The sequence below is a fragment of the Streptacidiphilus jeojiense genome, assembly GCF_000719095.1.
GTDB lineage: Bacteria > Actinomycetota > Actinomycetes > Streptomycetales > Streptomycetaceae > Streptacidiphilus > Streptacidiphilus jeojiensis.
Genome location: NZ_JOEH01000019.1, coordinates 256,448 through 281,971 on the forward strand (window position 1 = coordinate 256,448; position 25,524 = coordinate 281,971).

Below are 25,524 nucleotides of genomic sequence, written 5' to 3' on the forward strand. Positions count from 1 at the left end.
CTCCCCCCTCGGCGCCTCCGATCACGCGCCCACCCCGGCAGCCGTCCCCAGCACCTCGGCGATCAGGTCCACGCCCTCGCTGGCCACGACCTTGGCCGTGAGCAGGTCGCCGACCTTCACCCCGTCCAGGTCGCCGGTCAGCGAGGTGATGCCGTCGGTCTCCGGGGCCTGGTGCTCGGCGCGGCCGATCACCGAGCCGTCCCCGTCACCGTCCTCGTCGATCGACTCGACCAGGACCGTCACCGTGCTGCCGATCCGTTCCTCGGCGCGCTGCGCGGTCATCTCCTCGGCCAGCCGGCTGATCTTCGCCAGCCGCTCGGCGACCACGTCCTCGGGGAGCTTGCCGTCGTAGTCGGCCGCCTCGGTGCCGTCCTCGTCGGAGTAGCCGAAGACCCCGATGGCGTCCAGCCGGGCGTGGGTGAGGAAGCGTTCCAGCTCGGCCAGGTCGGCCTCGGTCTCGCCGGGGAAGCCGACGATGAAGTTGGAGCGGGCGCCCGCCTCCGGTGCCTTGGCCCGGATCTGGTCCAGCAGCGCGAGGAAGCGGTCGGTGTCGCCGAAGCGGCGCATCCGGCGCAGCACATTGGCCGCCGAGTGCTGGAAGGAGAGGTCGAAGTAGGGCACCACGCCGGGGGTGGCGGTCAGCGCGTCGACCAGGCCGGGACGCATCTCGGCGGGCTGCAGGTAGCTGACCCGCACCCGCTGCAGCCCCTCGATCGCGGCCAGCTCCGGCAGCAGCGTCTCCAGCAGCCGGATGTCGCCCAGGTCCTTGCCGTAGGAGGTGTTGTTCTCGCTGACCAGCATGATCTCGCGGACCCCCTGCTCGGCGAGCCAGCGGGCCTCGTTGAGCACGTCCGAGGGACGGCGGGAGAGGAAGGAGCCGCGGAAGGCCGGAATGGCGCAGAAGGAGCAGCGGCGGTCGCAGCCCGAGGCCAGCTTCACCGAGGCCACCGGGCTGTCGTCGAGCCGGCGGCGGAGCACCCGCGGCCCGGAGACCGGGGCCAGGCCCTCCGGGAGGTCGGCGATCGGCGTCTCCTCGACCGGGGCGACGGCGGCGGCCGGCGCCTCCGCACCGTGGCCGGGCAGCGCGACCGCCCCGCCCTCGGCGGCGGCCTGCCGCTCGACCGGGCTCAGCGGCAGCAGCTTGCGGCGGTCCCTGGGGACGTGCGAGGTGTGCTTGCCGCCGGAGAGGATGGTCTGCAGCCGGTCGGTGATGTCGGCGTAGTCGTCGAAGCCGAGCACGGCGTCGGCCTCCGGCAGCGCCTCGGCCAGCTCCTTGCCGTAGCGCTCGGCCATGCAGCCGACGGCGACGACCGCCTGGGTGCGGCCGTGGCCCTTGAGGTCGTTCGCCTCCAGCAGGGCGTCCACCGAGTCCTTCTTCGCCGCCTCGACGAAGCCGCAGGTGTTCACCACCGCGACGTCGGCGTCCGCGGCGTCGAGGACCAGCTCCCAGCCGTCGGCCTCCAGGCGCCCGGCGAGTTCCTCGGAATCCACCTCGTTGCGGGCGCATCCGAGCGTGACAAGGGCGACTGTGCGGCGTTGGGACATGACGCCAAGATTACCGAGGTTTTCAGGCCGGTGACGCGAAGGGCCCACAGGGACGTCGTCGATCTTGTCCCGTGGGCCCTCGTCCGCCACCGCGCTCGGCCAGGTCACCCGGCCTGCGGGTCGCCCGGGGTGTACGTCGCCTTGACCACCTGGCCGTCGTCGCCGGCGGTGCCGAGGTCCTTGCCGTTCACCCAGAGGTGCGCCGCGCCGCCGTCGCCGTAGACCACTTTGAGGCTCTTCGGGTCGGTGAAGACCTTGGAGTCGCCCTTGGCCAGATCACCCTGGAAGAGCTGGTCGCCCTTGCTGTTCTTCACCAGCAGCCAGCTGTCCCCGGACTCCGCGCTCACCTTGAGGGTGACCCGGCCGGCCGGGGCCGCCGCCACCGGGCTGGGCTTGACCGGCGCCGGCTTCTTCGGCGCCACCGTGGCCGAGGGGTGCGCCGAGGGCACCACCGCGGCCTCCGCCGTGGGGGTCTTGTCCTTGCCGGCCGCCAGGTTGAAACCGATCACCGCGACGACCACGACGATCGCCGCGACCATCGCGCCGGTCCAGTTGGGGCGGCGCCGCTCGGCGCGGATCTTCTGCGGTTCGAAGGCGGCGACCGGACGGGCCGCCGAGGGCGCACCGCCATGGGCCGCGTCGTAGCGGGCGACCAGCGCCTCGCCGTCCGCGCCGACCGCCCGGGAGATCGCGCGGATGTGCCCGCGGGCGTAGAAGTCGCCGCCGCAGCGGTCGAAGTCGTCCTCCTCCACCGCCTGGATCAGCGGCACCCGGACCCGGGTCTCGGCGCTGACCTCCTCGACGGTGAGCTCGGCCGCGAGACGTGCCGAACCGAGCACCTGACCGATCGTCGGCTCGGCGCTCGCGGACGGGCCCTTGGGCTTGCTCTGGCCGGCCTGCGGTGCGGAACTCTTCGCCGTGCTGTTCTTCGAGCTGTTGTTCGCCGCGGCGGGACCGGACGGCTTCGCGGCCTTGGGTCGCGCGGCTCGGCCGGGGTCTCCGGAAGGGGACTTGCCGATGGTCACAATGGCGCCTTTCGAGCGTTGGCCACCTGCTGTGCTGTCAGTCTATGGGGCGACCCCGAGAGGTCATCAACCCGGATACGGCCGAAAGAGGAGACGGCCGTCCGGATGACGCGGAGCGACCCGGCAGCGGTGGTGACGGTCGGTCAGGGGCGCGGGACCCGCGGCCCTCCGACACCCCGACCAACGGCGGCCGGGGCACCGGCGATGCGCCCTGGGGCGATCATTCCCCCCGGAGGGTGAGCAGAATCGCGTCGAGCTCGTCGGGCTGGACCAGGACGTCGCGCGCCTTGGAGCCCTCGCTGGGACCGACGATGTTGCGGGACTCCATCAGGTCCATCAGCCGGCCGGCCTTGGCGAAACCGACCCGCAGCTTGCGCTGCAGCATCGAGGTCGAGCCGAACTGGGAGGTGACCACCAGCTCGGCGGCCTGAACCAGCAGGTCCATGTCGTCGCCGATCTCCTCGTCGATCTCCTTCCTGGGGGCGCTGCCCACCGTGACGTCGTCGCGGTACTCGGCCTGGGTCTGCGCCTTGCAGTGGTCGACGACGAGGGCGATCTCCTCCTCGGTCACGAAGGCGCCCTGCATCCGGGTCGGCTTGCCCGCGCCCATCGGCAGGAACAGCGCGTCGCCCTTGCCGATCAGCTTCTCCGCGCCGGGCTGGTCCAGGATGACCCGGCTGTCGGCCAGCGAGGAGGTCGCGAAGGCCAGCCGGGACGGGACGTTCGCCTTGATCAGACCGGTGACCACGTCCACCGAGGGGCGCTGGGTGGCCAGCACCAGGTGGATGCCGGCGGCGCGGGCCAGCTGGGTGATCCGGACGATGGAGTCCTCGACGTCGCGCGGGGCCACCATCATCAGGTCGGCCAGCTCGTCCACGATCACCAGCAGGTACGGATAGGGCTCCAGCACCCGCTCGCTGCCCAGCGGCGGCTGCACCTTGCCGCTGCGCACCGCCTTGTTGAAGTCGTCGACGTGCCGGAAGCCGAAGGCGGCCAGGTCGTCGTAGCGCAGGTCCATCTCGCGGACCACCCACTGCAGCGCCTCGGCGGCCTTCTTGGGGTTGGTGATGATCGGGGTGATCAGGTGCGGCACGCCCTCGTAGGCGGTCAGCTCGACCCGCTTGGGGTCGACCAGGACCAGCCGGACCTCCTCCGGGGTGGCCCGCATCAGGATCGAGGTGATCAGGCAGTTGATGCAGGAGGACTTGCCCGCGCCGGTGGCGCCGGCCACCAGGATGTGCGGCATCTTCGCCAGGTTGGCGACGCTGGTCTGCCCCTCGACGTCCTTGCCCATGCCCACGATCATCGGGTGCGGGTCCCCGGTGGCGATCGGCGAGCGCAGCAGGTCCCCGAGGTTGACCATCTCCCGGTCGGTGTTGGGGATCTCGATGCCGACGGCGGACTTGCCCGGGATCGGGCTGATGATCCGGACGTCGGGACTGGCGACCGCGTAGGAGATGTTGCGGGCCAGGCTGGTGATCCGCTCGACCTTCACCGCCAGGCCCAGTTCGACCTCGTAGCGGGTGACCGTCGGGCCCCGGGTGAAGCCGGTGACCTTGGCGTCCACCTTGAACTCGGCGAAGACCGCGGTGAGCGCGGCCACCACGTCGTCGTTGGCCTTGCTGCGGGCCTTGCCCGGGCCGCCCCGGGTGAGCAGGTCCGGCGAGGGCAGCTGGTAGGTGGTGTCGGCCGGCAGGCGCAGCTGCTCGGAGCGCAGCGGCGGGATGGTGCCGCCCTCGGCGGCGGGCGGCTCGCCGGCCGGGGAGCCCTCGGGCCCGGCCGGGTTGTCGGCCGGGTTGTCGGCGGAGTCCTCGCGCCGCGCGGGCGGGACCTCGGCCGGCTCCTCGCCCTTGGTGAGCGGGACGGCAGGCCCGGCGTCGCTCGGAGGCGTCCGGTCCTTCACCCGGTTCAGCACGTCCGCCAGCGAGGAGGACGGCTGCACCCCGTTCACCAGCACGCCGTTGAGCAGCGCACCGTCCAGGTCGGCCGCCGCGGCGGCGGCCACGTCGATCGCGTCCAGGCCGCCGGGCAGGCCCTGCGGCTCCGGCGCGGCGCCCTGGCGCCGGCGGGGTCGGCGGCGGCGCGGCAGCGCGCCCTCCTGCTCCAGCCGCTCGCGCTTGGCCAGCAGCGCGGCGCGCTCGGCGGGCGTCCCGGGCTCGCCGGAGAACTCGCCGTCCTCGGGGCCGCCCTCGTAGTCGGTGACGAAGCCCAGGCCGTCCAGGTCGCCGTCGGAACGGTCGCCGTGGTTCGGGGCGAGCGGCTCCACCAGGGACAGCCGCTCGGCCAGCAGCCGGAGCCGCTGCGGGATCTGGTTCACCGGCGTGGCGGTGACCACCAGCAGTCCGAAGAAGGCCACGATCAGCAGCAGCGGTACGGCCAGCACCGGTCCGGCCGCCGCCATCAGCGGACGCGAGGCGGCCATGCCGATCAGGCCGCCGGAGTTCCTGATGTGGGTGGCCCCCGCGCTCATCCCGGGCGCACCGCAGCCGATGTGCACCAGGCCGAGGACGCCGAGGCTGAGCGCGCCCAGGCCGATGACGATGCGTCCGTTCGCCTCGGGCCGCTCCGGATGGCGCATCAGTCGGACCGCGACGCCGGCCAGCAGTATCGGCACCACCACGGACAGCCGTCCGAAGGCGCCCTTGACGATGTTGGTGACCGCGATGCCGAGCCACCCCTGCGGATCCGACCAGGAGCCGGCCGCGATCAGCAGGCCCAGCGCGACCAGCAGCAGGGCCAGGCCGTCCTTGCGGTGCGCCGGGTGCAGCCCCTTGGCGCCGTCGCCGACGCCGCGGGCCATCGCGCCCACCCCGTGCGCCATCCCCAGCCAGGTGCCGCGCACCGCGCGGTAGGGCAGTGGCTTCGGCGGGGCCGGGGGCTTGGCGGGGGCGGCGGCCTTCTTCGCAGCCGCGGTCTTCTTGGCGGGGGACGGCTTCTTCGCCGCCGCCTTCTTCGCGGGTGCGGCCTTCTTGGCAGGTCCGGCGGCGGCCTTCCGCGCCGCCCCCGCGCCTGGGGAACGCGAGCTGCTTCCGGACATGCGTGTGGCCATGCGGCTCAGGTTACCGGTGGTGGGTCCGGTGCAACATGTGCAGCGTCCGGTTGCCCGGGGTGTGTCGCGTGTCGGAAGAGATGACGATCGGTCAGCCGCAGCCGCAGTGCGGCGCGCCCGTCGGCCGGTCGGTCCGGCGGGGCGTCAGCTCCCGGCGCCGGCAGTGCTGCTGCCCGCTCCGGGGGTGCCCGGCTCCAGTGCGTCCAGCGCCCGGCGCAGGCCGGAGAGCTTGCGCTCCAGGTGCGTCGCGGTGGCGACCGCCGCCGGGTCCGCCGACTCGTCCAGTTGCTTGGTCAGTGCCTCCGCCTGCTCCTCGACCGCGGCGAGCCGGGCCGAGAGCTCGGCCAGCAGGCCGCCGCCGGGGGCGCCACGGCGGACCGCCTCGGAGCCGGATCCGGCCCCGCTGCCGTTGCTGCCACTGCCGTTGGCGGTGGGCGCGCCGCCGTCCAACTGCAGGCGCAGCAGCGCCGCCTGCTCCTTGAGCTGGCAGTTCTTCATGTAGAGCTCGACGAAGACGGAGACCTTGGCGCGCAGCACCCAGGGGTCGAACGGCTTGGAGATGTAGTCCACCGCGCCGGCCGCATAGCCCCGGAAGGTGTGGTGCGGGCCGTGGTTGATCGCGGTGAGGAAGATGATCGGGATGTCGCGGGTGCGCTCGCGCCGCTTGATGTGGGCGGCGGTCTCGAAACCGTCCATGCCCGGCATCTGGACGTCCAGCAGAATCACCGCGAAGTCGTCGGTGAGCAGCGCCTTGAGCGCTTCCTCCCCGGAGGACGCCCGGACCAGGGTCTGGTCCAGCGCCGAGAGGATCGCCTCCAGCGCCAGCAGGTTCTCCGGCCGGTCGTCGACCAGGAGGATCTTGGCCTTCTGCACCATGGCCCGCCCTCCTCGCCCCGGGGCCACCCCGGTGGACGTCTCGCGGCTCCTGGTGCCGCTGCCGTTCGTGCTCGTCACGGTCATGCTAGCCGCACCTCACTGCCCGCCACCCATGCCACCGTCAATCCGCGCCTCAGGAGTGTCCAGGTACGGTCCCTGGTGACCCAGCCGATACCTCTGGCAACGCGGAGTGACCCTAGCCGGTTCCCTTCGGACGCTGCCACCACCCCTACGAGTGGGGGCAGATCCGACGCCTGCGCGTCCGAGGGGCGCCGGAGGCACACCGATGCCGCGGTGTCCCTCGTCTGCCCCCGGTCCCGCAGTCGAATCTGCGCGGGCCGTGGCGGTTCCGTGCCGGTTCCGTGCCGCAGACGAACAGCCCTGCCCACGGCGGTGCGCCTGGACGGATGCTCGCTGTCGCGGGCACCCGCTGGACACCGGCCCCGAATCGGCCCCCGCTACCTCCTGGCGCGCAGCCAGTGCTCCATGACCGCGAGCAGATGGTCGGTGTCCACCGGCTTGGTGACGTGGTCCGAGGCCCCTGCGGCCAGACTCTTCTCCTTGTCGCCCTTCATCGCCTTGGCGGTGAGCGCGATGATCGGCAGGCCGGTGAACTGGGGCATCCTGCGGATCGCCTCGGTGGTGGCGTAGCCGTCCATCTCCGGCATCATGATGTCCATCAGCACCACCGCCACGTCCTCGTGCTGCTCCAGCACCTCGATGCCCTCGCGGCCGTTCTCCGCGTAGAGGACCGTCAGGCCGTACTGCTCCAGCACGCTGGTGAGCGCGAAGACGTTGCGGATGTCGTCGTCGACGATCAGCACCTTCTCGCCCTCGAAGTAGCCGCCGAAGGGACCGGACGGCAGGAAGCCGTCCACCGGTACCGGCAGTTCCTCCGACTGGTCCGCGGCCTCGTCCCGGCACTCCTCCGGCACGACCGGGCCCTGGCCGTTGGACTCCTGGCCGTTGGATCCCTGCCCGTTCTGCCACGCCGGCGACGAGGGACGGGCCGGCTCCACCGCCGGGCGCGGCAGCGCGGCCGCCAGCGCCGCGGCCTCGCGACGGCGCTCCTGGGCCGCCTCGCGGACCTCGTCGGCCCAGAGCTGGGCCGGGCTGGTGCCCGGCGCCAGGTGCCGTCCCCAGACGTCGGACGGATGCGCGTCCACGGCCCCGGGGGTGTCCTGTCCGGAGTCCAACGGGAGGAACAGCGTGAAGGTGCTGCCGCGCTCCAACTCGCTGTCGGCGTGGATCTCGCCGCCGAGCAGCCGGGCGATCTCCCGGCTGATGGACAGTCCGAGGCCGGTGCCGCCGTACTTGCGGCTGGTGGTGCCGTCCGCCTGCTTGAAGGCCTCGAAGATCTCGCGGAGCTTGTTCTGCGGGATGCCGATGCCGGTGTCGGTGACCGAGAAGGCGATCAGCGGCTCGTCGGGGTCGCTGATGGCGCCGGTCTCCAGCAGCTGCTCCTGGATGTGCTGCGGGATCGGATGCTGTCCGGTGGCGCTGCCGGCGGGCTGGATCAGCAGCTCGACGGCGCCGGAGTCGGTGAACTTCACCGCGTTGGACAGCAGGTTGCGCAGCACCTGCTGGAGCCGCTGCTCGTCGGTGTGCAGGGTCACCGGCAGTTCCGCCGAGACCCGTACCGCGAAGTCCAGCCCCTTGTCCGCGGTGAGCGGACGGAACGTCGCCTCGACGTAGTCGACCAGCTGGACCAGCGCGATCCGGGCCGGGCGGACGTCCATCTTCCCGGCCTCGACCTTGGACAGGTCCAGGATGTCGTTGATCAGCTGGAGCAGGTCGGAACCCGCGCCGTGGATGGTCTCGGCGAACTCGACCTGCTTGGGGCTGAGGTTGCCCTCGGCGTTGTCGGTGAGCAGTTTGGCCAGGATCAGCAGCGAGTTGAGCGGGGTGCGCAGCTCGTGCGACATGTTGGCCAGGAACTCGGACTTGTAGCGCGAGGAGAGTGCGAGCTGCTCCGCGCGCTCCTCCAGAACCTGCCGCGCCTCCTCGATCTCCGAGTTCTTGATCTCGATGTCGCGGTTCTGGGTGGCCAGCAGCTCGGCCTTCTCCTCCAACTCGGCATTGGAGCGCTGCAGTTCCTCCTGCCGGGCCTCCAACTCGGCCGACCGCATCGAGAGTTCGGCGGTGAGCCGCTGGGACTCCAGCAGCAGCCCCTCGGTCTTGGTGTTGACCGAGATGGTGTTGACGGTGACCCCGATCATCTCGGCGATCTGGTCCAGGAAGTCCAGGCTGACCTTGTTGAAGGCGTTGAACGAGGCCAGTTCGATGATGCCCAGCAGCCGGCCCTCGAACAGCACCGGCATCACGATGACGTTGACCGGCGCGGCCTCGCCCAGGCCGGAGGCGATCTTGAGGTAGCCGGGCGGGGCCGAGGTGAGCAGGATCGGCCGCTTCTCCACCGCTGCCTGCCCGATCAGCGACTCGCCGGGCTTGAAGGTGGTCGGCATGGCCCGGCGCTGGTAGCCGTAGGAGCCGATCAGACGCAGGATCAGGTCGCCGTCGTCCTCGTCCTCCGGGACCAGCTCCGGCGGCCGGCTGCCCGGCTGGGCCAGGAAGAAGGCGCCGTGCTGGGCCGAGACCACCGGGGTGAGCTCGCTCATGATCAGCGAGGCCACCGCCTCCAGGTCGCGGCGGCCCTGCATCAGGCCGGAGATCCTGGCGAGGTTGGTCTTCAGCCAGTCCTGCTCCTGGTTGGTGCGGGTGGTCTCGCGCAGGTTGGCGATCATCTGGTTGATGTTGTCCTTGAGCTCGTCGAGCTCTCCGGACGCGTCCACGTCGATCCGCAGGCTGAGGTCGCCCCTGGTCACCGCGGTGGCGACCTGGGCGATGGCGCGCACCTGCCGGGTCAGGTTCCCGGCCAGCTCGTTCACCGACTCGGTGAGGTCCTGCCAGGTGCCGGCCACGCCGGGCACCCGGGCCTGGCCGCCCAGCCGTCCGTCGGTGCCCACCTCGCGGGCGACGCGGGTGACCTCGTCGGCGAACGCCGACAGCTGGTCCACCATGGTGTTGATGGTGGTCTTGAGCTCCAGGATCTCGCCGCGGGCGTCCACGTCGATCTTCTTGGACAGGTCGCCCTTGGCCACCGCGGTGGTCACCAGGGCGATGTTGCGGACCTGCCCGGTCAGGTTGCTGGCCATCTGGTTGACGTTGTCGGTCAGGTCCTTCCAGATGCCGGCCACACCGGCCACCCGGGCCTGCCCGCCCAGGGTCCCGTCGGTGCCCACCTCGCGGGCCACGCGGGTGACCTCGTCGGCGAACGCCGACAGCTGGTCCACCATGGTGTTCATGGTGTCGGCCAGCCCCGCGACCTCGCCCTGGGCCTCGATGGTGATCTTCTTGGACAGGTCGCCGCCGGCCACCGCCTTGGCCACCAGGGCGATGTTGCGGACCTGCCCGGTCAGGTTGCTGGCCATGTAGTTGACGTTGTCGGCCAGGTCGCTCCAGATCCCGGAGACGCCCTTGACCCGGGCCTGGCCGCCCAGGATGCCCTCGGTGCCCACCTCGCGGGCCACCCGGGTCACCTCGTCGGCGAACACCGAGAGCTGGTCGACCATGGTGTTGACGGTGGTGACCAGCTCCAGGATCTCGCCGCGGGCCGAGACGGTGATCTTCTTGGACAGGTCGCCCTTGGCCACGGCCGTGGTGACCTGGGCGATGTTGCGGACCTGCCCGGTCAGGTTGTTGGCCATGAAGTTGACGTTGTCGGTCAGGTCCTTCCAGGTCCCGGAGACCCCGGGGACGGTGGCCTGGCCGCCCAGCGTCCCCTCGGTGCCGACCTCGCGGGCCACCCGGGTCACCTCGTCGGCGAACGCCGACAGCTGGTCGACCATGGTGTTCAGGGTGGTCTTCAGCTCCAGGATCTCGCCGCGGGCGTCGACCGTGATCTTCTGCGACAGGTCGCCCTTGGCCACCGCGGTCGCCACCTGGGCGATGTTGCGGACCTGGCCGGTCAGGTTCCCGGCCATGGAGTTGACGTTCTCGGTGAGGTCCCGCCAGACCCCGGCGGCGCCCGGGACCATCGCCTGGCCGCCCAGGATGCCGTCGGTGCCCACCTCGCGGGCCACCCGGGTCACCTGCTCGGCGAAGCCGGAGAGCTGGTCGACCATGGTGTTGATGGTGTTCTTCAACTCCATGATCTCGCCGCGGGCGTCGACCTCGATGGTCTGCGACAGGTCGCCGCGGGCCACCGCCGTGGTCACCTGGGCGATGTTGCGGACCTGCACGGTCAGGTTGGTCGCCATCAGGTTGACGTTGTCGGTCAGGTCCTTCCAGGTCCCGGCCACGCCCGGGACGGTGGCCTGCCCGCCCAGCCGCCCCTCGGTGCCGACCTCGCGGGCCACCCTGGTGACCTCGGAGGCGAACGAGGAGAGCTGGTCCACCATCGTGTTGACGGTGTTCTTCAACTCCAGCATCTCGCCCGCGACATGGACGGTGACCTTGTTGGACAGGTCGCCCTTGGCGACCGCCGTGGTGACCAGGGCGATGTCGCGCACCTGCGCGGTCAGCCGACTGGCCATCATGTTCACCGAGTCGGTGAGGTCCTTCCAACTGCCGGACACCCCGCGGACCCGGGCCTGGCCGCCGAGCTTTCCCTCGGTGCCGACCTCGATGGCCACCCGGGTCACCTCGTCGGTGAACTCCGACAGCGAGGCCACCAGGCCGTTGACGGTGCGGCCGACCTTGAGGAACTCGCCGCGCAGCGGATGGGTGCCGCCGTCGGGGCCGATGGCGCGCAGCTCCATCCGCTGGTCCAGGTCGCCCTCGGCGATGGAGCCGAGCACCCGGCCGACCTCGGCCATCGGCCGGGCCAGGTCGTCGATCAGGGCGTTGCAGTTGTCCACCGCCGCGCCCCAGGCGCCCTCGCCGGCGCCGACTTCGAGCCGTTCGGAGAGCCGGCCCTCGCGTCCGACCGCCCGGCGGACCCGGGCGAGCTCGCCGGTCAGGTGCTGGTTGCGCTCGGCGATCTCGTTGAAGACCGCGGCGACCTCCGCCATCACCGAGTCGCCGGGAACGGTCATCCTTCTGCGGAAGTTGCCGTCGCGCATGGCCGTCAGCGCGGCGAGCAGCTTGCGCAGGTCCGCCGCGTCGGCGCCCCGGTTCCGGCGGCTCCTGCCGCCACGGGCCGCTGCCGTTGCTGTCGCCCTGCCAGATTCCACCGGGGTCCCTCCAGAGTTGCCGACCGGCACCGTGCCACACCTCACATCCGCCGGGCCCGGTACGTTGTCCGGGGCGGGTGCGGGCGAAGACGCCTGTCCTGTACCCACAATCTAGCGACCATCGGGGGTTGCGTGAGGGGTGGCGCGGGGTATCGGCTTGCCGATCGGGCACGGAGCGACAGTCAAAAAAAGTAACCTTGCGGCCTGAGGGCCGTTGTCCCCAGCACAGAGCAGAGGAGTCACCTCGTGGTCACCGCGCGGGCAGCCGCCACGTTCGAGCCGGTAGGCCGCTCCGTGGCGTCCGCGCGCGGATTCGTCCGCGACACCCTGCAGGGGTGGGGCTTCTCCGAGGTCGTGGACGACGCGGTGGTGCTGGTCAGCGAACTGGTGACCAATGCCGTGGTGCACGCAGGGACGGCGGCCGAGGTGACCTGTCTGCGGGACGAGGCGGGCATCAGGATCGAGGTCGCCGACCGCTATCCCAAGCGCACCGTGCCGCTCTACGACGGCACCTACACCAACGGCGCGGGCGCCCCTGGCGAGGATCCGGCGTTCGAGGTCGGCCCGGCGGAACTGGAGCGCGAGGGAGGGCGCGGTCTGCTGCTGTGCGCCGCCCTTGCGACCCGCTGGGGGGTTGACTACACGCCGACCCGCAAGCGGGTCTGGTTCCGGCTCGACCTCCCGGCCCGGGCCGCCGGCACCCGCTTCGCCGGACCGCAGGTGCCGGACCGGCTGCTGCCCGCAGCCGACTCCGCGGTACTGGTCGCCGTGGTGCGGGTGGACTCCGAGGGCGTGGTGACCGGCTGGAACCAGGACGCCGAGCAGCTGTTCTCGCTGCCCGCGGCCGAGGTGCTGGGCAAGCCGCTCAGCGGTTTCGCGGCCTGGCCGCAGACCCCCGGCACCGGCCTCGGCCTGGAGGAGGCGCTGCGGCTCTCCCGCTGGGAGGGCAGCTACGGGGTGCGCTGCGGCGACGGCCGGACCATCCCGGTGTACGGATCGCATCTGCGGGTCCGCGACAGCGAGGGCGTGGCCTCCACGGTCTGCCTGCTGGTCCGCGACCTGGAGCGGGCCGTGCTGCAGTCCCCGTTCCGCGGCCAGCCGCTGGACGGCATCGCCGGCGGCGCCCAGCACGACAGCGCCGGCAGTCCGACCTCCTTCGACGCCTTCATCGGCTCCCCCGCCCCCGACGACCTGGACGGACTGCTGCAGCGGACCGTCGAGCGGGCCAGGGACATGCTGGACGGCGACGCCGCCTACCTGCTGCTGGCCACCGACGACGAGACCGAGCTGGAGGTACGGGCCAGCTGCGGCCTGCCGTCCGGACGGCAGCGTTTCGCCCGGGTGCCGGTCGAGGCCTGCGCGGGACGCTACGGCTCGGCCCGGCTGCCCGCCGTCCACGACGACCTCACCGACCAGCAGGGCGCGGTCCCGCTGCTGACCGGGACCGGGCTGCGCTCGGTGGTGACCGTGCCGCTGAAGGTCGAGGGCCGGCTCACCGGTTCGCTGGGCGTCGCGGCCCAGGCCACCGGGCAGTACCGCAACGAGGACGCGCTGCGGCTGCAGTTCGCCGCCGACCGGATCGCCCTGGCGGTGGAGAGCGCCCGGCTGACCGAGCTGGAACGGCTGCGCAGGGGCTCGCTGTCGTTCCTGGTGGAGGCGTCGGACCTGCTCGCGGGGACGCTGGAACGGGACCAGACGCTGGCGCTGATGGCCCAGATGACCGTGCCGACGCTGGCCGCCTGGTGCGCCGTCTACACCATCTCCGAGCACTCCTCGCCGGAGCTGGCGTTCGTGCTGCACGAGGACGAGGACCAGATCGACGGGCTGCGGGAGCTGCTGGCCCGGATCCCCCCGCCCGAACCGCTGAACCTGCCCGGTGCCCGCGACTGGCGCGCCCCCGCCGAGGAGGCCCACGACGCCGCGATGCGGGTCTCGCTGCGTAGCCTGGGCCGCGGCGGCACCACCCGGCCCACCCCCGGTTCCGGCCCGGCCACGGCGCTGGCGACGGCGGCGACGGTGGGCGGGGAGACCGTGGTGCTGCCGCTGGTGGCGCGGAACCGGGTGATCGGGATGCTGACCCTGGGCAAGGCCGCCGACGAGAAGTTCCGCCGGGAGATCCTTGAACTCGCCGAGGACCTCTCCCGCAGGGCCGCGCTGGCGCTGGACAACGCCCGGCTGTACTCCGAGCGCACCGCGATCAGCAGGGCGCTGCAGCGCAGCCTGCTGCCGCCGGACCTGCCGAAGATCCCCGGGGTCGAGGTCGAGGTCATCTACCGCGCCGCGGGCGAGGGCAACGAGGTCGGCGGCGACTTCTACGACGTCTTCACCATCCGCGAGGGCACGTACGGCTTCGCCATCGGGGACGTCTGCGGCACCGGACCCGAGGCCGCCTCGGTGACCGGACTGGCCCGGCACTCGCTGCGGCTGCTGGCCCGGGAGGGGCTGTCCGCACCCGAGGTGCTGAAGCGGCTGAACGCGGCGATCCTGGACGAGGGCGCCCGCAGTCGCTTCCTGACGCTGCTGTACGGGGAGATGACGCCCCGTCAGGACGGCACCGTCGAGCTCAGGTCGGTCTGCGCCGGCCATCCGCTGCCGCTGCGGCTGAAGCAGGACGGGACGGTCTCGGCCGCGGCCGAGCCGCAGCCGCTGCTCGGCGTCATCGAGGACCTGGAACTGGTCGAGGAAACCTTCGTCCTCGACCCGGGCGACGTGCTGCTGTGCGTCACCGACGGCATCACCGAGCGCCGCGAGGGCTCCCGGATGCTGGGCGACGACGGGCTGGCCGAGGTGCTGTCCGGCTGCACCGGTCTGACGGCGGGCGCGGTGGCGGCCCGGGTGCTGCGGGCGGTGGAACGGTTCGCCCCGGAGCCCGCCTCCGACGACATGGCCATCCTGGCACTGCGGGTACCCACTCCCTGACAGCGCGTACCAGCCGGCCGACGGCGCGTACCAGCAGGTTGGGTGGGGTTTGTGTGACCCCTGGTGCGGGCGGGGGCGCTTCCCTACGATCATGCGGTGCCCCGATCCGACCGCCCCGCCGTCTCCCGGTCCCGCCGTGCCACGGCCGGCGTCTGCGCCGCCCTGGTACTGCTCGGAGCGTGCGCGGCCGAAGCCCTGCTCGACCCGACCGGGCTGCTCGCCCTGGTGCCCCGGGCCCAGCTGGAGATCGGCCCGGTGCACGGTCCGTGGTCCCTCACCGGGCTGGTGGTGTTCCTGCCGGTGGCTGCCGCCGTCACCGGCTGGACGGCCGCCGTCACCGTCGGCGAGGGCGCCGGGCGGTGGCGGACCCTGCTGCGCGTCTGGGGCACCACCGCACTGGCCGCCGGACTGGCCCGGGGACTGCAACTGCTGGTCGAGGTACCGACCCGGGAGGGCGCCCGGGTGGCGCTGTGGACCTCCGGACTCACGGCCGAGCAGGCCCTGCTGGTGGGCTGGCTGCCGGGGCTGGCCGCACTGCTCTTCGCCCGCGCCGGGGCCAGGAACACCGGCTTCGGCTGGCGCTGGTCGCTGACCGGCACCGCACTGCCGCTCGCCCTGATCGGACCGCTGGTGGGGACGATGCTCTGGGAGGGCTCCCCGGTCGGGGCGTTCTACGGGGAACGGCTGACACTGCGGTCGCTCCCGCTGGGCCCGGGCCGGTTCGCGGTGGAACTGGTGGTCGCCGCCGTGGTCTCGGCCGTGCTGCTGGTGCGCTCGTCCCGGCACTTCGGCTATGCGCGGCCGACCCGGCTGCTGCTCGGCGGCTGGCTGGCGGCGATGGGCGGCGGCGCGGCGGCCGGGCTGGTGCAGACCGCCCTGGCGCTGCCGACCGGCTGGCTGGTCGCACCGCAACTGGCGGTGCGGGTCGGCGCCGGGCTCTCGCTGGGCCTGGCGTTCGGCTGGGGCGTGCTGCCGACGCTGCTGCTGCTCAGCCGGGCGCTGGACGTGATGGCCCGCAGGCGGGTGGTGACGGTCCTCACCTCGGCGGTGGTGCTCGCGCTGGCGTCCTGGAGCCTGTCCGTGGTGACCCCCGCCGAGGCGACCACCACACCGGTCCTCACCGCCGCCGCGGCGGCCACCGCGGGTCAGCCGCTGCCTGCCCTGACCGTACGTCAGGCGAAGGGGACCACGCCCGCCCGGATCGTGGACGCCGAAGGTCGGCAGGTCCTGCTGCGCGGCGTCAACGTCAACCAGCTCGTCGACTACGCACCCGGCAGCTCGGGCAGGCCGACCGTGCAGCCGCTCACCGACGCCGACTTCGCCGCGATGGCGGCGATGGGCTTCGACGTGGTCCGGCTGAGCGTCTCCTGGTCGCTGCTGGAACCGCAGCGCGGCCACTGGGACACCGGCTACCTGAAACGCATCCAGCAGGCCGTGGCGATGGCCGCGGCACACGGGATGTACACCGACATCGACATGCACCAGGACGCCTGGAGCCGCTACATCGGCGCTCCGGCCGGGACGGTCTGCCCGTCCGGCACCGATCCGCTGCTCGGCTACGACGGCGCGCCGCAGTGGGCCACGCTGACCGACGGCGCTTCACCGTGCCAGTTCACCGGACGCGACATCGCGCCTGCGGTGGCCGCGGCTTTCACCAACTTCTACCACGATGTCGACGGCATCCAGGGCGAGTTGGTGCGCACCTGGAGCCTGCTGGCGCGGACCTTCAAGGACGATCCGGCGGTGGCGGGCTACGGCCTGCTCAACGAGCCCGGCTTCGGCGACGACGCCCCGGTGACCTCGTCGGTGCTGCTGGGCGCCTACTACCAGCGGGCGGTGAAGGAGATCCGCGCCCAGGAGTCGGGCGGCTTCCCGCACCTGGTGTTCATCGAGCCGAGCGTGCTCTGGTCGGGGCTGGGCTTCGACGCCGCACCGCCGCAGGGCTTCTCCGACGACCCGTACCTGGTCTTCGCCCCGCACCTCTACAACGAGTCGATCACCATGGACCAGGGCAGCGGGATCACCCTGGTCTCGATCGAGCAGGGCTTCACCCTGGCCGGGCAGCAGGCGGACGCCTACGGAATGCCGCTGTGGATCGGCGAGTGGGGCTGGTTCGGGGACGGCTCCACCGACACCGCGAAGCAGGAACGTTTCGTCCAGGCCGCCGACGCCCAGCAGCTGGGCGACGCCGTCTGGGTCTGGAAGCAGGCCTGCGGTGATCCGCAGAGCGATCCCGCGGCGGCGACCGCGGGGAACGTGGTACGGGTCGACTGCGCCACCGGAAAGGTCCTGCCGGTGGCGGCGTCGGTCACCGCGATCCTGGACCGGCCCTATCCACGCGCCGCACCAGGGCAGTTGACGCAGCTCCGGGTGGACGGCGGCAGCCTGCTGCTGGCCGGCAGCGGCAGGGGCTCCCTCGACGTGTGGTTCCCGGGGAGCGCGAAGCCCGCCGTGCAGCCCGTCGGGGTGACCGGCGTGGAGGTCACCAGGGCGAGCGGTGGCTGGCGGGTGACCGGGCGGACCGCGGGGAGCTACGGACTGACGGTGCGTTGACCCGACCGCGGCGGTTCCCGGTCCCCCTAGCAGCCGCTCGGATGCGCTGTCCGGCGTTCTCCGATAAATGCTTGATTACGTTGGGTTGATTGACCGTCACATACGGGTACTGATCGACTGTCAGGAAAACTCCGATCGACCTCGTCAGCGCGGTATCGAGCGAGGCGGGCAACGGCGCCCGACTACGCAGCGCGCACAGCAGGCACGCCCTCCAACCCACCCTGGTACCAGTCGAAAGGAGCCCCCGTGAGCAACGAAGCCGCGGTGGCACAGAACCGCACCGCCTCCCCCGCGCCCGCCTCCCTCGGATCGGCAGCCGCTCCGCTCGGCTACCTCGCCCTCGGCCTCACCCTCCTCGCCTTCGGCCTGCTCAGCACCGGCGTCCTCAACGGCGCCGGCGTCAAGGACGCCGGCAGCCTGGCGCTGTTCGTCGGCGGTGTCACCCTCTTCGTCTCCGGCCTGCTGGAGTTCCGCGGCGGCAGCGCGGCCACCGGCACCGCGTTCCTCGCGCTCGGTGCCTTCTGGGTCACCTGGGCCCAGGCCGCACCGGCAGGAAAGGACGCGACCGGACTCTTCCTGCTGCTCTGGGCCCTGCTGGCACTGACCCTGACCCTCGCCCACTGGTCCGGCGGCGACCTGGTGCGCGGGGTCTACGCCCTGTTCACCGTCGCCCTGGTCCTGCTCGCCGTCAGCACGCTGGGCGGAAACGAAACGGTGGGGAAGGCCGCCGGCTGGGTGGCGGCCGCGGCCGGACTGCTCGCCTGGTACAGCGCGACCTCGGCACTCGCCGGCGGAGCCTGGGGCCGGGTGTCCCTCCCGGTCCGCTGACCGCACGGCGCGCACCGGGGGGCGCAGCAGCCGGCCTCAGCCCACCGGCTCGCTGACGGTACGGGGGTCGGCCACCTTTCGGGGCGGTCGGCCCTCGCCGTCGCCGTCCCGGCGGCCCAGCAGCCGTCGCGCCAGCCACTGCACCAGGTAGGAGAGCAGCAACAGGACCACCGCGGCCACTCCGTCGAGCCAGAAGTGGTTGGCCGTCACCACCACCACGGCCACGGTGATCACCGGGTGGGCGACGATCAGCCAGCGCCAGCGGCTGGGGCTGATCCGCACCACGGCGACCGCGACCATGACGCACCAGGCGACGTGCACCGAGGGCATGGCGGAGTAGGAGTCCGCCTGCAGCCCGGCGACCGTGGTCCCGTACACCGACTGCCCGTAGACCAGGGCCGTGTCCACCATCCCGCCGCCCGGCAGCAGCCGCGGCGGCGCCACCGGTACCAGCTGCACCGCCAGCGAGGCGGCGGTGACCAGGATCAGGGTCGTCCGCACCCAGGTGTAGGACTCCCGATGACGCAGGAACACCCAGGCCAGCAGGGCGACCATGGCGCCGAAGTGCATGGTCGCGTAGTAGTAGTTGGCCCCCTGGACCAGCCAGGGGTGCGGAAGCACCCAGTGCTGCAGGGTGTACTCGCTGGGCAGACCGATCGTCCGCTCGGTGTTCCAGATCCACTCGCCGCGCGTCACCGCGTCCTGCGTGCCCATGACGCTGAGCTGGCCGGCGAACTGCCAGAGCGCGAACAGGCCGATCACCGTCGCGGCCTCACGCAGCACCAGCCCGGCGCCGACCCGGCCCGAGCGGCGCGTCAGCACGGACGCCGCGTACACCGCGGCACCGACCGCCCCGGCGGACTGCCAGGACAGGGTGAGGTTCTGCATGGTGGGTGCCCTTTCCCCGTTGCTGCCTCACCGTAGCCGCCGCCACCGACAGCTCGCAGGTCGGGGTGGTCCGCGCGGGGTGCTGCCGCCGTCCCCGGGGTGTCGCCCGGACGTCACCCGGGAGTCGACCGGACGCCACTCCGGCATGGCCGGCGCTTCGCTCAACCGGTGGTGAGCGGGTGTCGGATCAGCAGGCTGGCCTCGACCGGGACGTCGCCGATCGCGGCGTAGCTGTGCGGGCCGTCGGACACCCAGGACGCGTGCTCTCCCGTGGCCACCACCTGCGGCGCGGCGACCGGCCCCACCCTGGCCGTCCCGGAGAACACGGTGAGGTACTCGACCACACCCGGCGCATGGGCCGGGGAGACTTGGACCGCGCCGGGCCGGATGGTCAACCGGTAGAGCTCGGTGCTGACCGCGCCGTCGCGGAACACCTCGAGCAGCTTCGCGCTCACCGCCTCGCCCTCGACCGTGGGGGCCGCCTCCGGCGCGGAGAGCAGCGCGGCGAGCGGCACGCCCAGCTGACCGGCGATGGCGTAGAGGGTCTCGGCCGTCGGGTTGCGCGTCCCGGTCTCCAGACCGGAGAGCGTGGCCTTGCCGATACCGGCCCGACGGGCCAACTCCGAGAGGCTCAGGCCGCGTTCGCCCCTGAGCCGACGGATGAGCAGCCCGGTCCCGGCGGCGGCCTCCGCCGTCCACCGGTTTCCCTGCGCGTCCTGCTCCTCGGCAGCGCTCCGCTCGACCATGGCGCCCAGTATCCCGGATGGCCTATCGTTCCATAAACGGAACGCCAGGGGACGAGGGAGATCGATGAAGCGCGTGGAGGACCTGGGCAGGCCGTTGAGCGCGGGCCTGGTCACCGCCGTGGTGGGCTTCGCCAGCTCGTTCGTGGTGGTCCTGACCGGGCTGCGCAGCGTCGGGGCCGATCGGGACCAGGCCGAGTCCGGGCTGCTGCTGCTCTGCGTGGCGATGGGCGGCCTGGCCGTCGTGCTGGGGCTGCGCTACCGGCAGCCGCTGAGTTTCGCCTGGTCCACACCCGGGGCCGCGCTGCTCATCAGCGCCGGGCTCCAGACCGGCGGCTATCCCGCGGCCGTAGGCGCGTTCCTGATCAGCGGACTGCTGATCGCCCTCACCGGGCTGTGGGCCCCGCTGGGGCGCCTGATCGCCGCGATACCCGGGCCGCTGGCGACCGCGCTGCTGGCCGGCGTGCTGCTGCCGCTGTGCCTGGCACCGGTCCATGCGGCCGTCAAGCTCCCCGCCCTCGCCCTGCCGGTCATCGCCGTCTGGGCCCTGCTCACCAGGTTCGCCCGGCGCTGGGCCACTCCGGGCGCGCTGGTCGCCACCGTCGTCGTGCTGGTGCTGCGCCCGGCCGGTCTGTCCATGGCAGGAGCGGGGCTGCTGCCGTCACTCACCTTCACCGCACCGGCCTTCCACCTCGGCGCCGTGGCCGGGATCGCGCTGCCGCTGTACGTGATCACCATGGCCGCGCAGAACGTACCCGGCCTGGCCGTGCTGACCCACTTCGGCTACCGGCCGCCGTTCCGGACCGCGCTGCTGGGCAGCGGGCTGGCGACGGCAGCCGGAGCCGTCGGCGGCGCCTACATGGTGAATCTCGCCGCCATCACCGCGGCCCTGGCCGCCGGACCCGACGCCCATCCGGACCGGTCGCGCCGCTGGATCGCCTCGGTGACCGCCGGCGCGCTCTACATCGTGCTCGGCCTCAGCGCCGGCGTGTCCACGGCGCTGCTGGTCGCCGCTCCCCCGCTGCTGATCGAGACGGTCGCCGGGCTCGCCCTGCTGGGCACCCTCGGCTCGGCCCTGGGTGCGGCGGTCGCCGAGGAGAAGGGACGCGAGGCGGCCGTGGTCACCTTCGTGGTCACCGCGTCCGGAGTCTCCGCGCTCGGCATCGGATCCCCGTTCTGGGGTCTGGTCGCCGGGCTGGCCTTCTACGCACTGGGACTGGAACGGGTGATCCGCCACAGGCCGGCCACCTCGTAGTACACGCCGTTGACGACCTGCAGCAGCACCAGGGTGACCGGCCACAGCAGCCCGCCGAGACCGGGCACGACGTCCACCGGCAGCGTGTAGGCCATCAGCACCCGCACCGCGCCGTCCAGGATCATGGCCACGCCCCAGATCGCGGTCGAGACCCGCCAGATCCGCCGGAACCGTGCGGAGTCCTGCCAGAGCACGTCCCAGGAGGTGCCGTCGGAGCGGAACCTGCCCTCCAGCAGCGGCCGCGCCCCCACGAAGGCCAGCGGGCGGCTCGTCCGCACCGTCCAGAGGAACCACAGCCCGGCAACGCCGGTCACCCAGCCGTCCTTGGCCAGCATGAACCGGGTGCTGCCGCTGACCAGCGACGCCGCCAGGGCCAGCAGCATCACGGCGGCGACATAGGCGGCCATACCGTCCAGCCGGCGTTCGCGACGGTACTGGAGCAGGGCGCTGAGGAGCGGGACCAGCGTGGAGACGATCAGCGCGGCGTAGGTGCTCAGCCCGGCGGCCCGCAGACCGTAGAAGGCACCGATGGGGAGCGCCACGTCGGCCAGCAGGACCAGGACCGTGCGCCGTCCGCTGGGGCCGGTGGGGCGGGCGGGTGCGGCGGCGGACGGCGTCATGGCAACCTCCTGGTGGCCAGCCCGACCCAGGTGGTGATCTCCCGCACGCACTCGTCGACGGTCAGCCCCGCCGGCTGGAACATCCGGGCGATCGCCGCGTCGATCCCGGACTTGATCGTCAGCCCCATCAGCCGGACGTCGAACTCGCGGAACTCGCCGCTCTGCTGACCAGCAGTCAGAATCGGCTCGAGTTCGGTGAGGTTGGCCTCGGCCGAGGCCTCGGGTCCGTAGCGCAGCCCGCCCTCGTCGTCCCGGGCGTTCATCGAGATCTCGTAGAGGGCCCGTACCTGACCGGGGTAGGCGGCGATCCAGCGGAGCTGGGCCTCGATCCGGGCGTGCAGCCGGCCGGTCGCGGTCGTCTCGGCCGCCACCTGTTCGCCGATCGCCCGCTGGGCCCCGGTCCCCACCTCGACCAGGACCTGCTCCATGAGCTCGTCGCGGCTGCCGAAGTGGTACGAGATCAACCGGGTGCTGGAGAGACCGGCCTGCTGGGCGATCCGGCTGAAGGTCGCCCGGGCGTAGCCCTCCTCGGCGATGACCTCGATCGTCGCCGCCACGATCTGCGCCCTGCGCGCCGTCGCGGCCAGGGACCGCGACGGTGGCGCATCCTGCCCGGAGCCGCCACTCGTTACTCGCACGAGTCAAAAATTACTCGCGCGAGTAACAGGTGGCAAGGCGAACGGGCCGAGCCGTCACATATTGATCATGTGCCCGGCGAGACCGTGGATCGCCTCCTTGACCGCCTCGCCCAGCGTCGGGTGGGCGTGGACATTGCGTGCGACCTCGTGCACCGTCAGGTCCCACTGCTGCGCCAGCGTCAGCTCCGGGAGCAGCTCGGTCACCTCGGGCCCGATCAGGTGCGCGCCCAGCAGCTCGCCGTACTTCCCGTCGCTGATCACCTTGACGAAGCCGACCGGGTCCCCGAGACCGTGCGCCTTGCCGTTGGCCGTGAAGGGGAACTTCACCACCTTGACGTCGTACCCCTGCTCACGCGCCTGCGCCTCGGTCCAGCCGAAGCTGGCGATCTGCGGCTGGCAGTAGGTCGCCCGCGGCACCATGACGAAGTCGATCTCCATGGTCTCCGCACCGGCGATCGTCTCGGCCGCGATCACGGCCATCGTCTCGGCGGCGTGCGCCAGCATCAGCTTGGCGGTGACATCACCGATCGCGTAGATGTGCGGCACGTTGGTGCGACCACGCCCGTCCACGTCGATGGCACCGCGCTCGGTCAGCCCGACACCGGTGCTCTCCAGGCCGTATCCGGTCACCCGCGGCGCGAAGCCAATCGCCTGCAGGACCTTGTCCGCCTCCAGGACCTGCTGCTGCCCGTTCTTGCTGACGGTGACCCGCACCTTGGCAGCGGGGTCGCTGTCGTCGATCGACTCCACCCGGGTGGAGGTCAGCACGTCGATGCCCAGACGGCGGTAGCGCTTGGCCAGCTCGGCCGAGACCTCGGCGTCCTCCAGCGGCACCATCCGGTCGAGGAACTCGACGATGGTCACCTTCACGCCGTAGTTGTGCAGCACATAGGCGAACTCGACCCCGATGGCGCCGGCACCCGCGATCACGATGCTCTCGGGGAGGGCGTCGGTGAGGATCTGCTCCTCGTAGGTGACGACCCGGTCGCTCAACGAGGTGCCCGGCAGCAGACGCGTGGTCGCACCCGCGGCGATGATGCAGTGGTCGAAGGTCACCGTCTCGGTGCCACCCGCCCGCAGGGCCACCTGCAGGGTGTGGTCGTCGGTGAAGGTGCCGCGGCCGTCGTACTCGGTGATGCCGTTCTTCTTCATCAGGTAGTGCACGCCGGCGACCCGCCCCTCGGCGACCTTGCGGCTGCGGAGGTACGCCTCGCGGTAGTCGAAGGTGACGGTGCCCTCGACCTTGATGCCGAAGGTCTTGGCCTCCTGCGTGAAGATGTGCGCCAGCTCGGCGTTCCGCAGCAGCGCCTTGGAGGGGATGCAGCCCACGTTGAGGCATACGCCGCCCCAGTACTTCTCCTCGATGACCGCCACCCGCTTGCCCAGCTGGGCCGAGCGGACAGCGGCGGTGTAGCCGCCGGGGCCGGCACCGAGAACCACGACGTCAAAATGTGTACTCATAGTCCACAGCCTAGGCAGCCCGGAGGGAACAGAGACGGCATTCCGGGCAGGCGTGCCGACTCTCACACGACGCGCGACGCAGCCTCGCCGGCGTCCTCGCCGCCGAGCTCGTACACCAGGGCGAACCCGTGGCCCGGCAGGATCTCGGCGGTGCCGGACAGGCCCACCAGATCACCGGTCCCGGAACCCGGCAGGATCGTCAGCCGCATGGTGTTGTCGTCGCCGTTGGCCATCGCCGAGTGCAGCAGGCAGAAGCTTCCCTTCAACCCGTCGAACCCGACCTCCAGCCGCTCCACCGCGACGTACGCCGAGACGTCCTCCCCAACACCGAGCATCACCGCCTCCAGCGCGCTGCTCCCGGACAGCTCACCGGTGAACGTCTTCGCAGCCTGGGTACGCTGCAACTGCGCCCCGTGCCAGTCCCCCGGCTGCCCCTCCCAGCTGTCGATGGTGAACGCGCTGGTCACTCGCCTGGACATGGAAACTCCCGCTCCTCGACGGCCAACGGCCGGCCGAACCTGCTGAGGCCGAATCAAAGCCTGCGGGAAACCCTAGTCCGGGCCGGCTGCCGCGACCGAGAGGATCGATCATGTCGCCGGAGATCCCCACCGTGGAAACCCAGCTGCAGACATCCGATCCCTCGGCGTAGCGTCGTCCAATGACCGATCTCCGTACCGTGCGGACCTTCTACGACGAACTCGCCGACGACTACCACTTCCTGTACGGCGACTGGGATGCGAGTGTGCAGCGCCAAGGCGTCGCGCTGGACCGGATACTCCGTGCCGAACTGGGCGACCAACCGCGGCAGATCTGGGACTGCGCCTGCGGAATCGGCACCCAGGCGATCGGCCTGGCGACGCAGGGACATCAAGTGGTCGGCACCGACCTCAGCCCGAGCGCCGCCGCGCGGGCCGGCGCGGAAGCCCGCTCACGCGGCCTCACTCTGCCGACCGCAGCCGCGGACATGCGCCACCTGCCGGTGACCCCGGGCGGATTCGACGCCGTCGTCTGCGCGGACAACGCGCTGGCGCACCTGCTCAGCCGAGACGACATCGCCGCCGCTCTGCGCACCATGCGAACCGCGTTGCGCGAGGACGGCCTGCTGCTCCTCAGCATGCGGGGCTACGACCAGATCCGCACCGACCACCCTTCAGCGACACCGCCCCAGGTCGCCCACACCGCCAGGGGACGCATCATCAGTTTCCAGCTCTGGCACTGGCACGAGGACGGAGAGCGGTACGACCTGGAGCACATCCAACTGCACCCAGCAGCCGGCCCCAACGGCCCGGGGGCCGAGGACTGGACGGTGCGTACCCGCCGCACCACCTCCTGGGCGCTGACCCGGGACGAGGTCGCCGCAGCGGTTGCGGATGCCGGCTTCCGGGACATCACCTGGCGACTCCCGGAAGACACCGGCTTCTTCCAACCTCTGCTCGTCGCCCGAGCACCGCGGAACGGGGGCTGAGCGCTGTCGTTGGAGGAATGAACGGGCGCAGTAGGGCAGTTGGAGCGTGGCGACAGCACGGCCGGGCTGACGCCCAGTCACTACCGAACCAACGCGGAAGGCCGTCCCATGCCCCTGCTTCGCCTCGGCGTCTCACTTCAGCCGCGCTGGCCGATCGACGACGGAGCCGGCGTGCTCCATGCCGCACGCCGCGCGGAGGAGCTGGGCTTCGACCATGTCGCAGTCGGAAACCGCCTCCTGGACAGCGGGTTCGGCCTCGACAACGACCCGCTCGTGCTGTTGGCGGCTGTCGCGGGCACAACGACACGCCTGCGGCTGCTCACGGCGGGGTCTGTTTTGCTGCCGAGCCCCCGTCCTGTGGCCGGGTGATCGGTGTGTGTTCGCTCCCGGTGATCCACCACCACTTCCATGGGGCTCGTTGGTGTGTTGGTGGCTGGGGTGGCTCGCTCCGCTCGCGGCCAACTACGAGGAGCCGGGGCGGCGGG

17 protein-coding genes are annotated in these 25,524 nt (G+C 71.9%); 6 read left to right on the forward strand and 11 right to left on the reverse strand.

Annotation, left to right across the window (positions count from 1 at the left end; all coding sequences use genetic code 11):
* Positions 1 to 21: 21 nt before the first annotated feature.
* From rimO to IF29_RS0125315, 5 genes are all read right to left on the reverse strand, one after another.
* Positions 22 to 1,545 (reverse strand): 30S ribosomal protein S12 methylthiotransferase RimO, encoded by a 1,524-nt coding sequence (gene rimO / locus IF29_RS0125295; RefSeq protein ID WP_030259222.1) that lies wholly within the window; start codon positions 1,543 to 1,545, stop codon positions 22 to 24.
* 104 nt (positions 1,546 to 1,649) lie between these two features.
* The gene (locus tag IF29_RS0125300; protein ID WP_030259229.1) at positions 1,650 to 2,570 is read right to left on the reverse strand and encodes a RodZ domain-containing protein; all 921 of its coding nucleotides are present in this window, start codon (positions 2,568 to 2,570) and stop codon (positions 1,650 to 1,652) included.
* Between the two features lie 220 nt (positions 2,571 to 2,790).
* Entirely contained in the window at positions 2,791 to 5,619 is a 2,829-nt protein-coding gene (locus tag IF29_RS0125305) for an FtsK/SpoIIIE family DNA translocase (protein WP_030259231.1), read from the reverse strand.
* A gap of 144 nt (positions 5,620 to 5,763) precedes the next feature.
* A complete protein-coding gene (locus IF29_RS0125310; protein WP_030259232.1) occupies positions 5,764 to 6,495 on the reverse strand; it encodes a response regulator in 732 nt (243 codons plus the stop codon).
* Positions 6,496 to 6,953: 458 nt separating this feature from the next.
* Positions 6,954 to 11,669 carry a HAMP domain-containing protein gene (locus IF29_RS0125315; RefSeq protein WP_084714902.1) on the reverse strand — a complete coding sequence of 1,572 codons (4,716 nt, stop codon included), beginning with the start codon at positions 11,667 to 11,669 and terminating at the stop codon, positions 6,954 to 6,956.
* A 246-nt stretch (positions 11,670 to 11,915) separates the two neighbouring features.
* Here IF29_RS0125315 and IF29_RS0125320 point away from each other — a divergent pair, with 246 nt between their 5' ends.
* From IF29_RS0125320 to IF29_RS0125330, 3 genes are all read left to right on the forward strand, one after another.
* Positions 11,916 to 14,588 (forward strand): SpoIIE family protein phosphatase, encoded by a 2,673-nt coding sequence (locus IF29_RS0125320; protein WP_030259237.1) that lies wholly within the window; start codon positions 11,916 to 11,918, stop codon positions 14,586 to 14,588.
* Positions 14,589 to 14,684: 96 nt separating this feature from the next.
* Positions 14,685 to 17,141 (forward strand): cellulase family glycosylhydrolase, encoded by a 2,457-nt coding sequence (locus tag IF29_RS46260; RefSeq protein ID WP_051725939.1) that lies wholly within the window; start codon positions 14,685 to 14,687, stop codon positions 17,139 to 17,141.
* Between the two features lie 246 nt (positions 17,142 to 17,387).
* Positions 17,388 to 17,969, forward strand: a complete 582-nt coding sequence (locus tag IF29_RS0125330; protein ID WP_030259242.1) for an acetate uptake transporter — start codon at positions 17,388 to 17,390, stop codon at positions 17,967 to 17,969.
* 36 nt (positions 17,970 to 18,005) lie between these two features.
* Here IF29_RS0125330 and IF29_RS0125335 read toward each other — a convergent pair whose 3' ends face one another.
* Both IF29_RS0125335 and IF29_RS0125340 read right to left on the reverse strand, forming a co-directional pair.
* Positions 18,006 to 18,857, reverse strand: a complete 852-nt coding sequence (locus IF29_RS0125335; protein WP_063757595.1) for a phosphatase PAP2 family protein — start codon at positions 18,855 to 18,857, stop codon at positions 18,006 to 18,008.
* A 161-nt stretch (positions 18,858 to 19,018) separates the two neighbouring features.
* On the reverse strand, positions 19,019 to 19,603 hold the full coding sequence (locus tag IF29_RS0125340) for a helix-turn-helix domain-containing protein (RefSeq protein ID WP_084714904.1): 585 nt from the start codon (positions 19,601 to 19,603) through the stop codon (positions 19,019 to 19,021).
* 64 nt (positions 19,604 to 19,667) lie between these two features.
* On the opposite strand from IF29_RS0125340, the gene IF29_RS0125345 reads away from it, so the two are divergent.
* On the forward strand, positions 19,668 to 20,855 hold the full coding sequence (locus IF29_RS0125345) for a benzoate/H(+) symporter BenE family transporter (RefSeq protein ID WP_051725942.1): 1,188 nt from the start codon (positions 19,668 to 19,670) through the stop codon (positions 20,853 to 20,855).
* Here IF29_RS0125345 and IF29_RS0125350 read toward each other — a convergent pair.
* The 4 genes from IF29_RS0125350 to IF29_RS0125365 all read right to left on the reverse strand — a co-directional run bounded on the left by IF29_RS0125350 (position 20,804) and on the right by IF29_RS0125365 (position 24,053).
* Positions 20,804 to 21,475 carry a VC0807 family protein gene (locus IF29_RS0125350; protein ID WP_051725945.1) on the reverse strand — a complete coding sequence of 224 codons (672 nt, stop codon included), beginning with the start codon at positions 21,473 to 21,475 and terminating at the stop codon, positions 20,804 to 20,806. The two genes, IF29_RS0125345 and IF29_RS0125350, sit on opposite strands and share 52 nt — an antisense overlap.
* Positions 21,472 to 22,113, reverse strand: a complete 642-nt coding sequence (locus IF29_RS0125355; RefSeq protein WP_030259257.1) for a TetR/AcrR family transcriptional regulator — start codon at positions 22,111 to 22,113, stop codon at positions 21,472 to 21,474. The genes IF29_RS0125350 and IF29_RS0125355 overlap by 4 nt, the downstream gene beginning before the upstream one ends.
* Positions 22,114 to 22,167: 54 nt before the next feature.
* Positions 22,168 to 23,574: a dihydrolipoyl dehydrogenase gene (gene lpdA / locus IF29_RS0125360; RefSeq protein WP_030259260.1), complete on the reverse strand. Its 1,407-nt coding sequence runs from the start codon at positions 23,572 to 23,574 to the stop codon at positions 22,168 to 22,170.
* 62 nt (positions 23,575 to 23,636) lie between these two features.
* The gene (locus tag IF29_RS0125365) at positions 23,637 to 24,053 is read right to left on the reverse strand and encodes a DUF3224 domain-containing protein (protein ID WP_063757596.1); all 417 of its coding nucleotides are present in this window, start codon (positions 24,051 to 24,053) and stop codon (positions 23,637 to 23,639) included.
* A gap of 179 nt (positions 24,054 to 24,232) precedes the next feature.
* Between IF29_RS0125365 and IF29_RS0125370 the strand changes: the two genes are divergently transcribed.
* Together IF29_RS0125370 and IF29_RS0125375 are read left to right on the forward strand one after the other, a co-directional pair.
* Positions 24,233 to 25,039 carry a class I SAM-dependent methyltransferase gene (locus tag IF29_RS0125370; RefSeq protein WP_030259265.1) on the forward strand — a complete coding sequence of 269 codons (807 nt, stop codon included), beginning with the start codon at positions 24,233 to 24,235 and terminating at the stop codon, positions 25,037 to 25,039.
* Between the two features lie 108 nt (positions 25,040 to 25,147).
* Entirely contained in the window at positions 25,148 to 25,408 is a 261-nt protein-coding gene (locus tag IF29_RS0125375; protein ID WP_030259268.1) for an LLM class flavin-dependent oxidoreductase, read from the forward strand.
* Positions 25,409 to 25,524 lie beyond the last annotated feature (116 nt).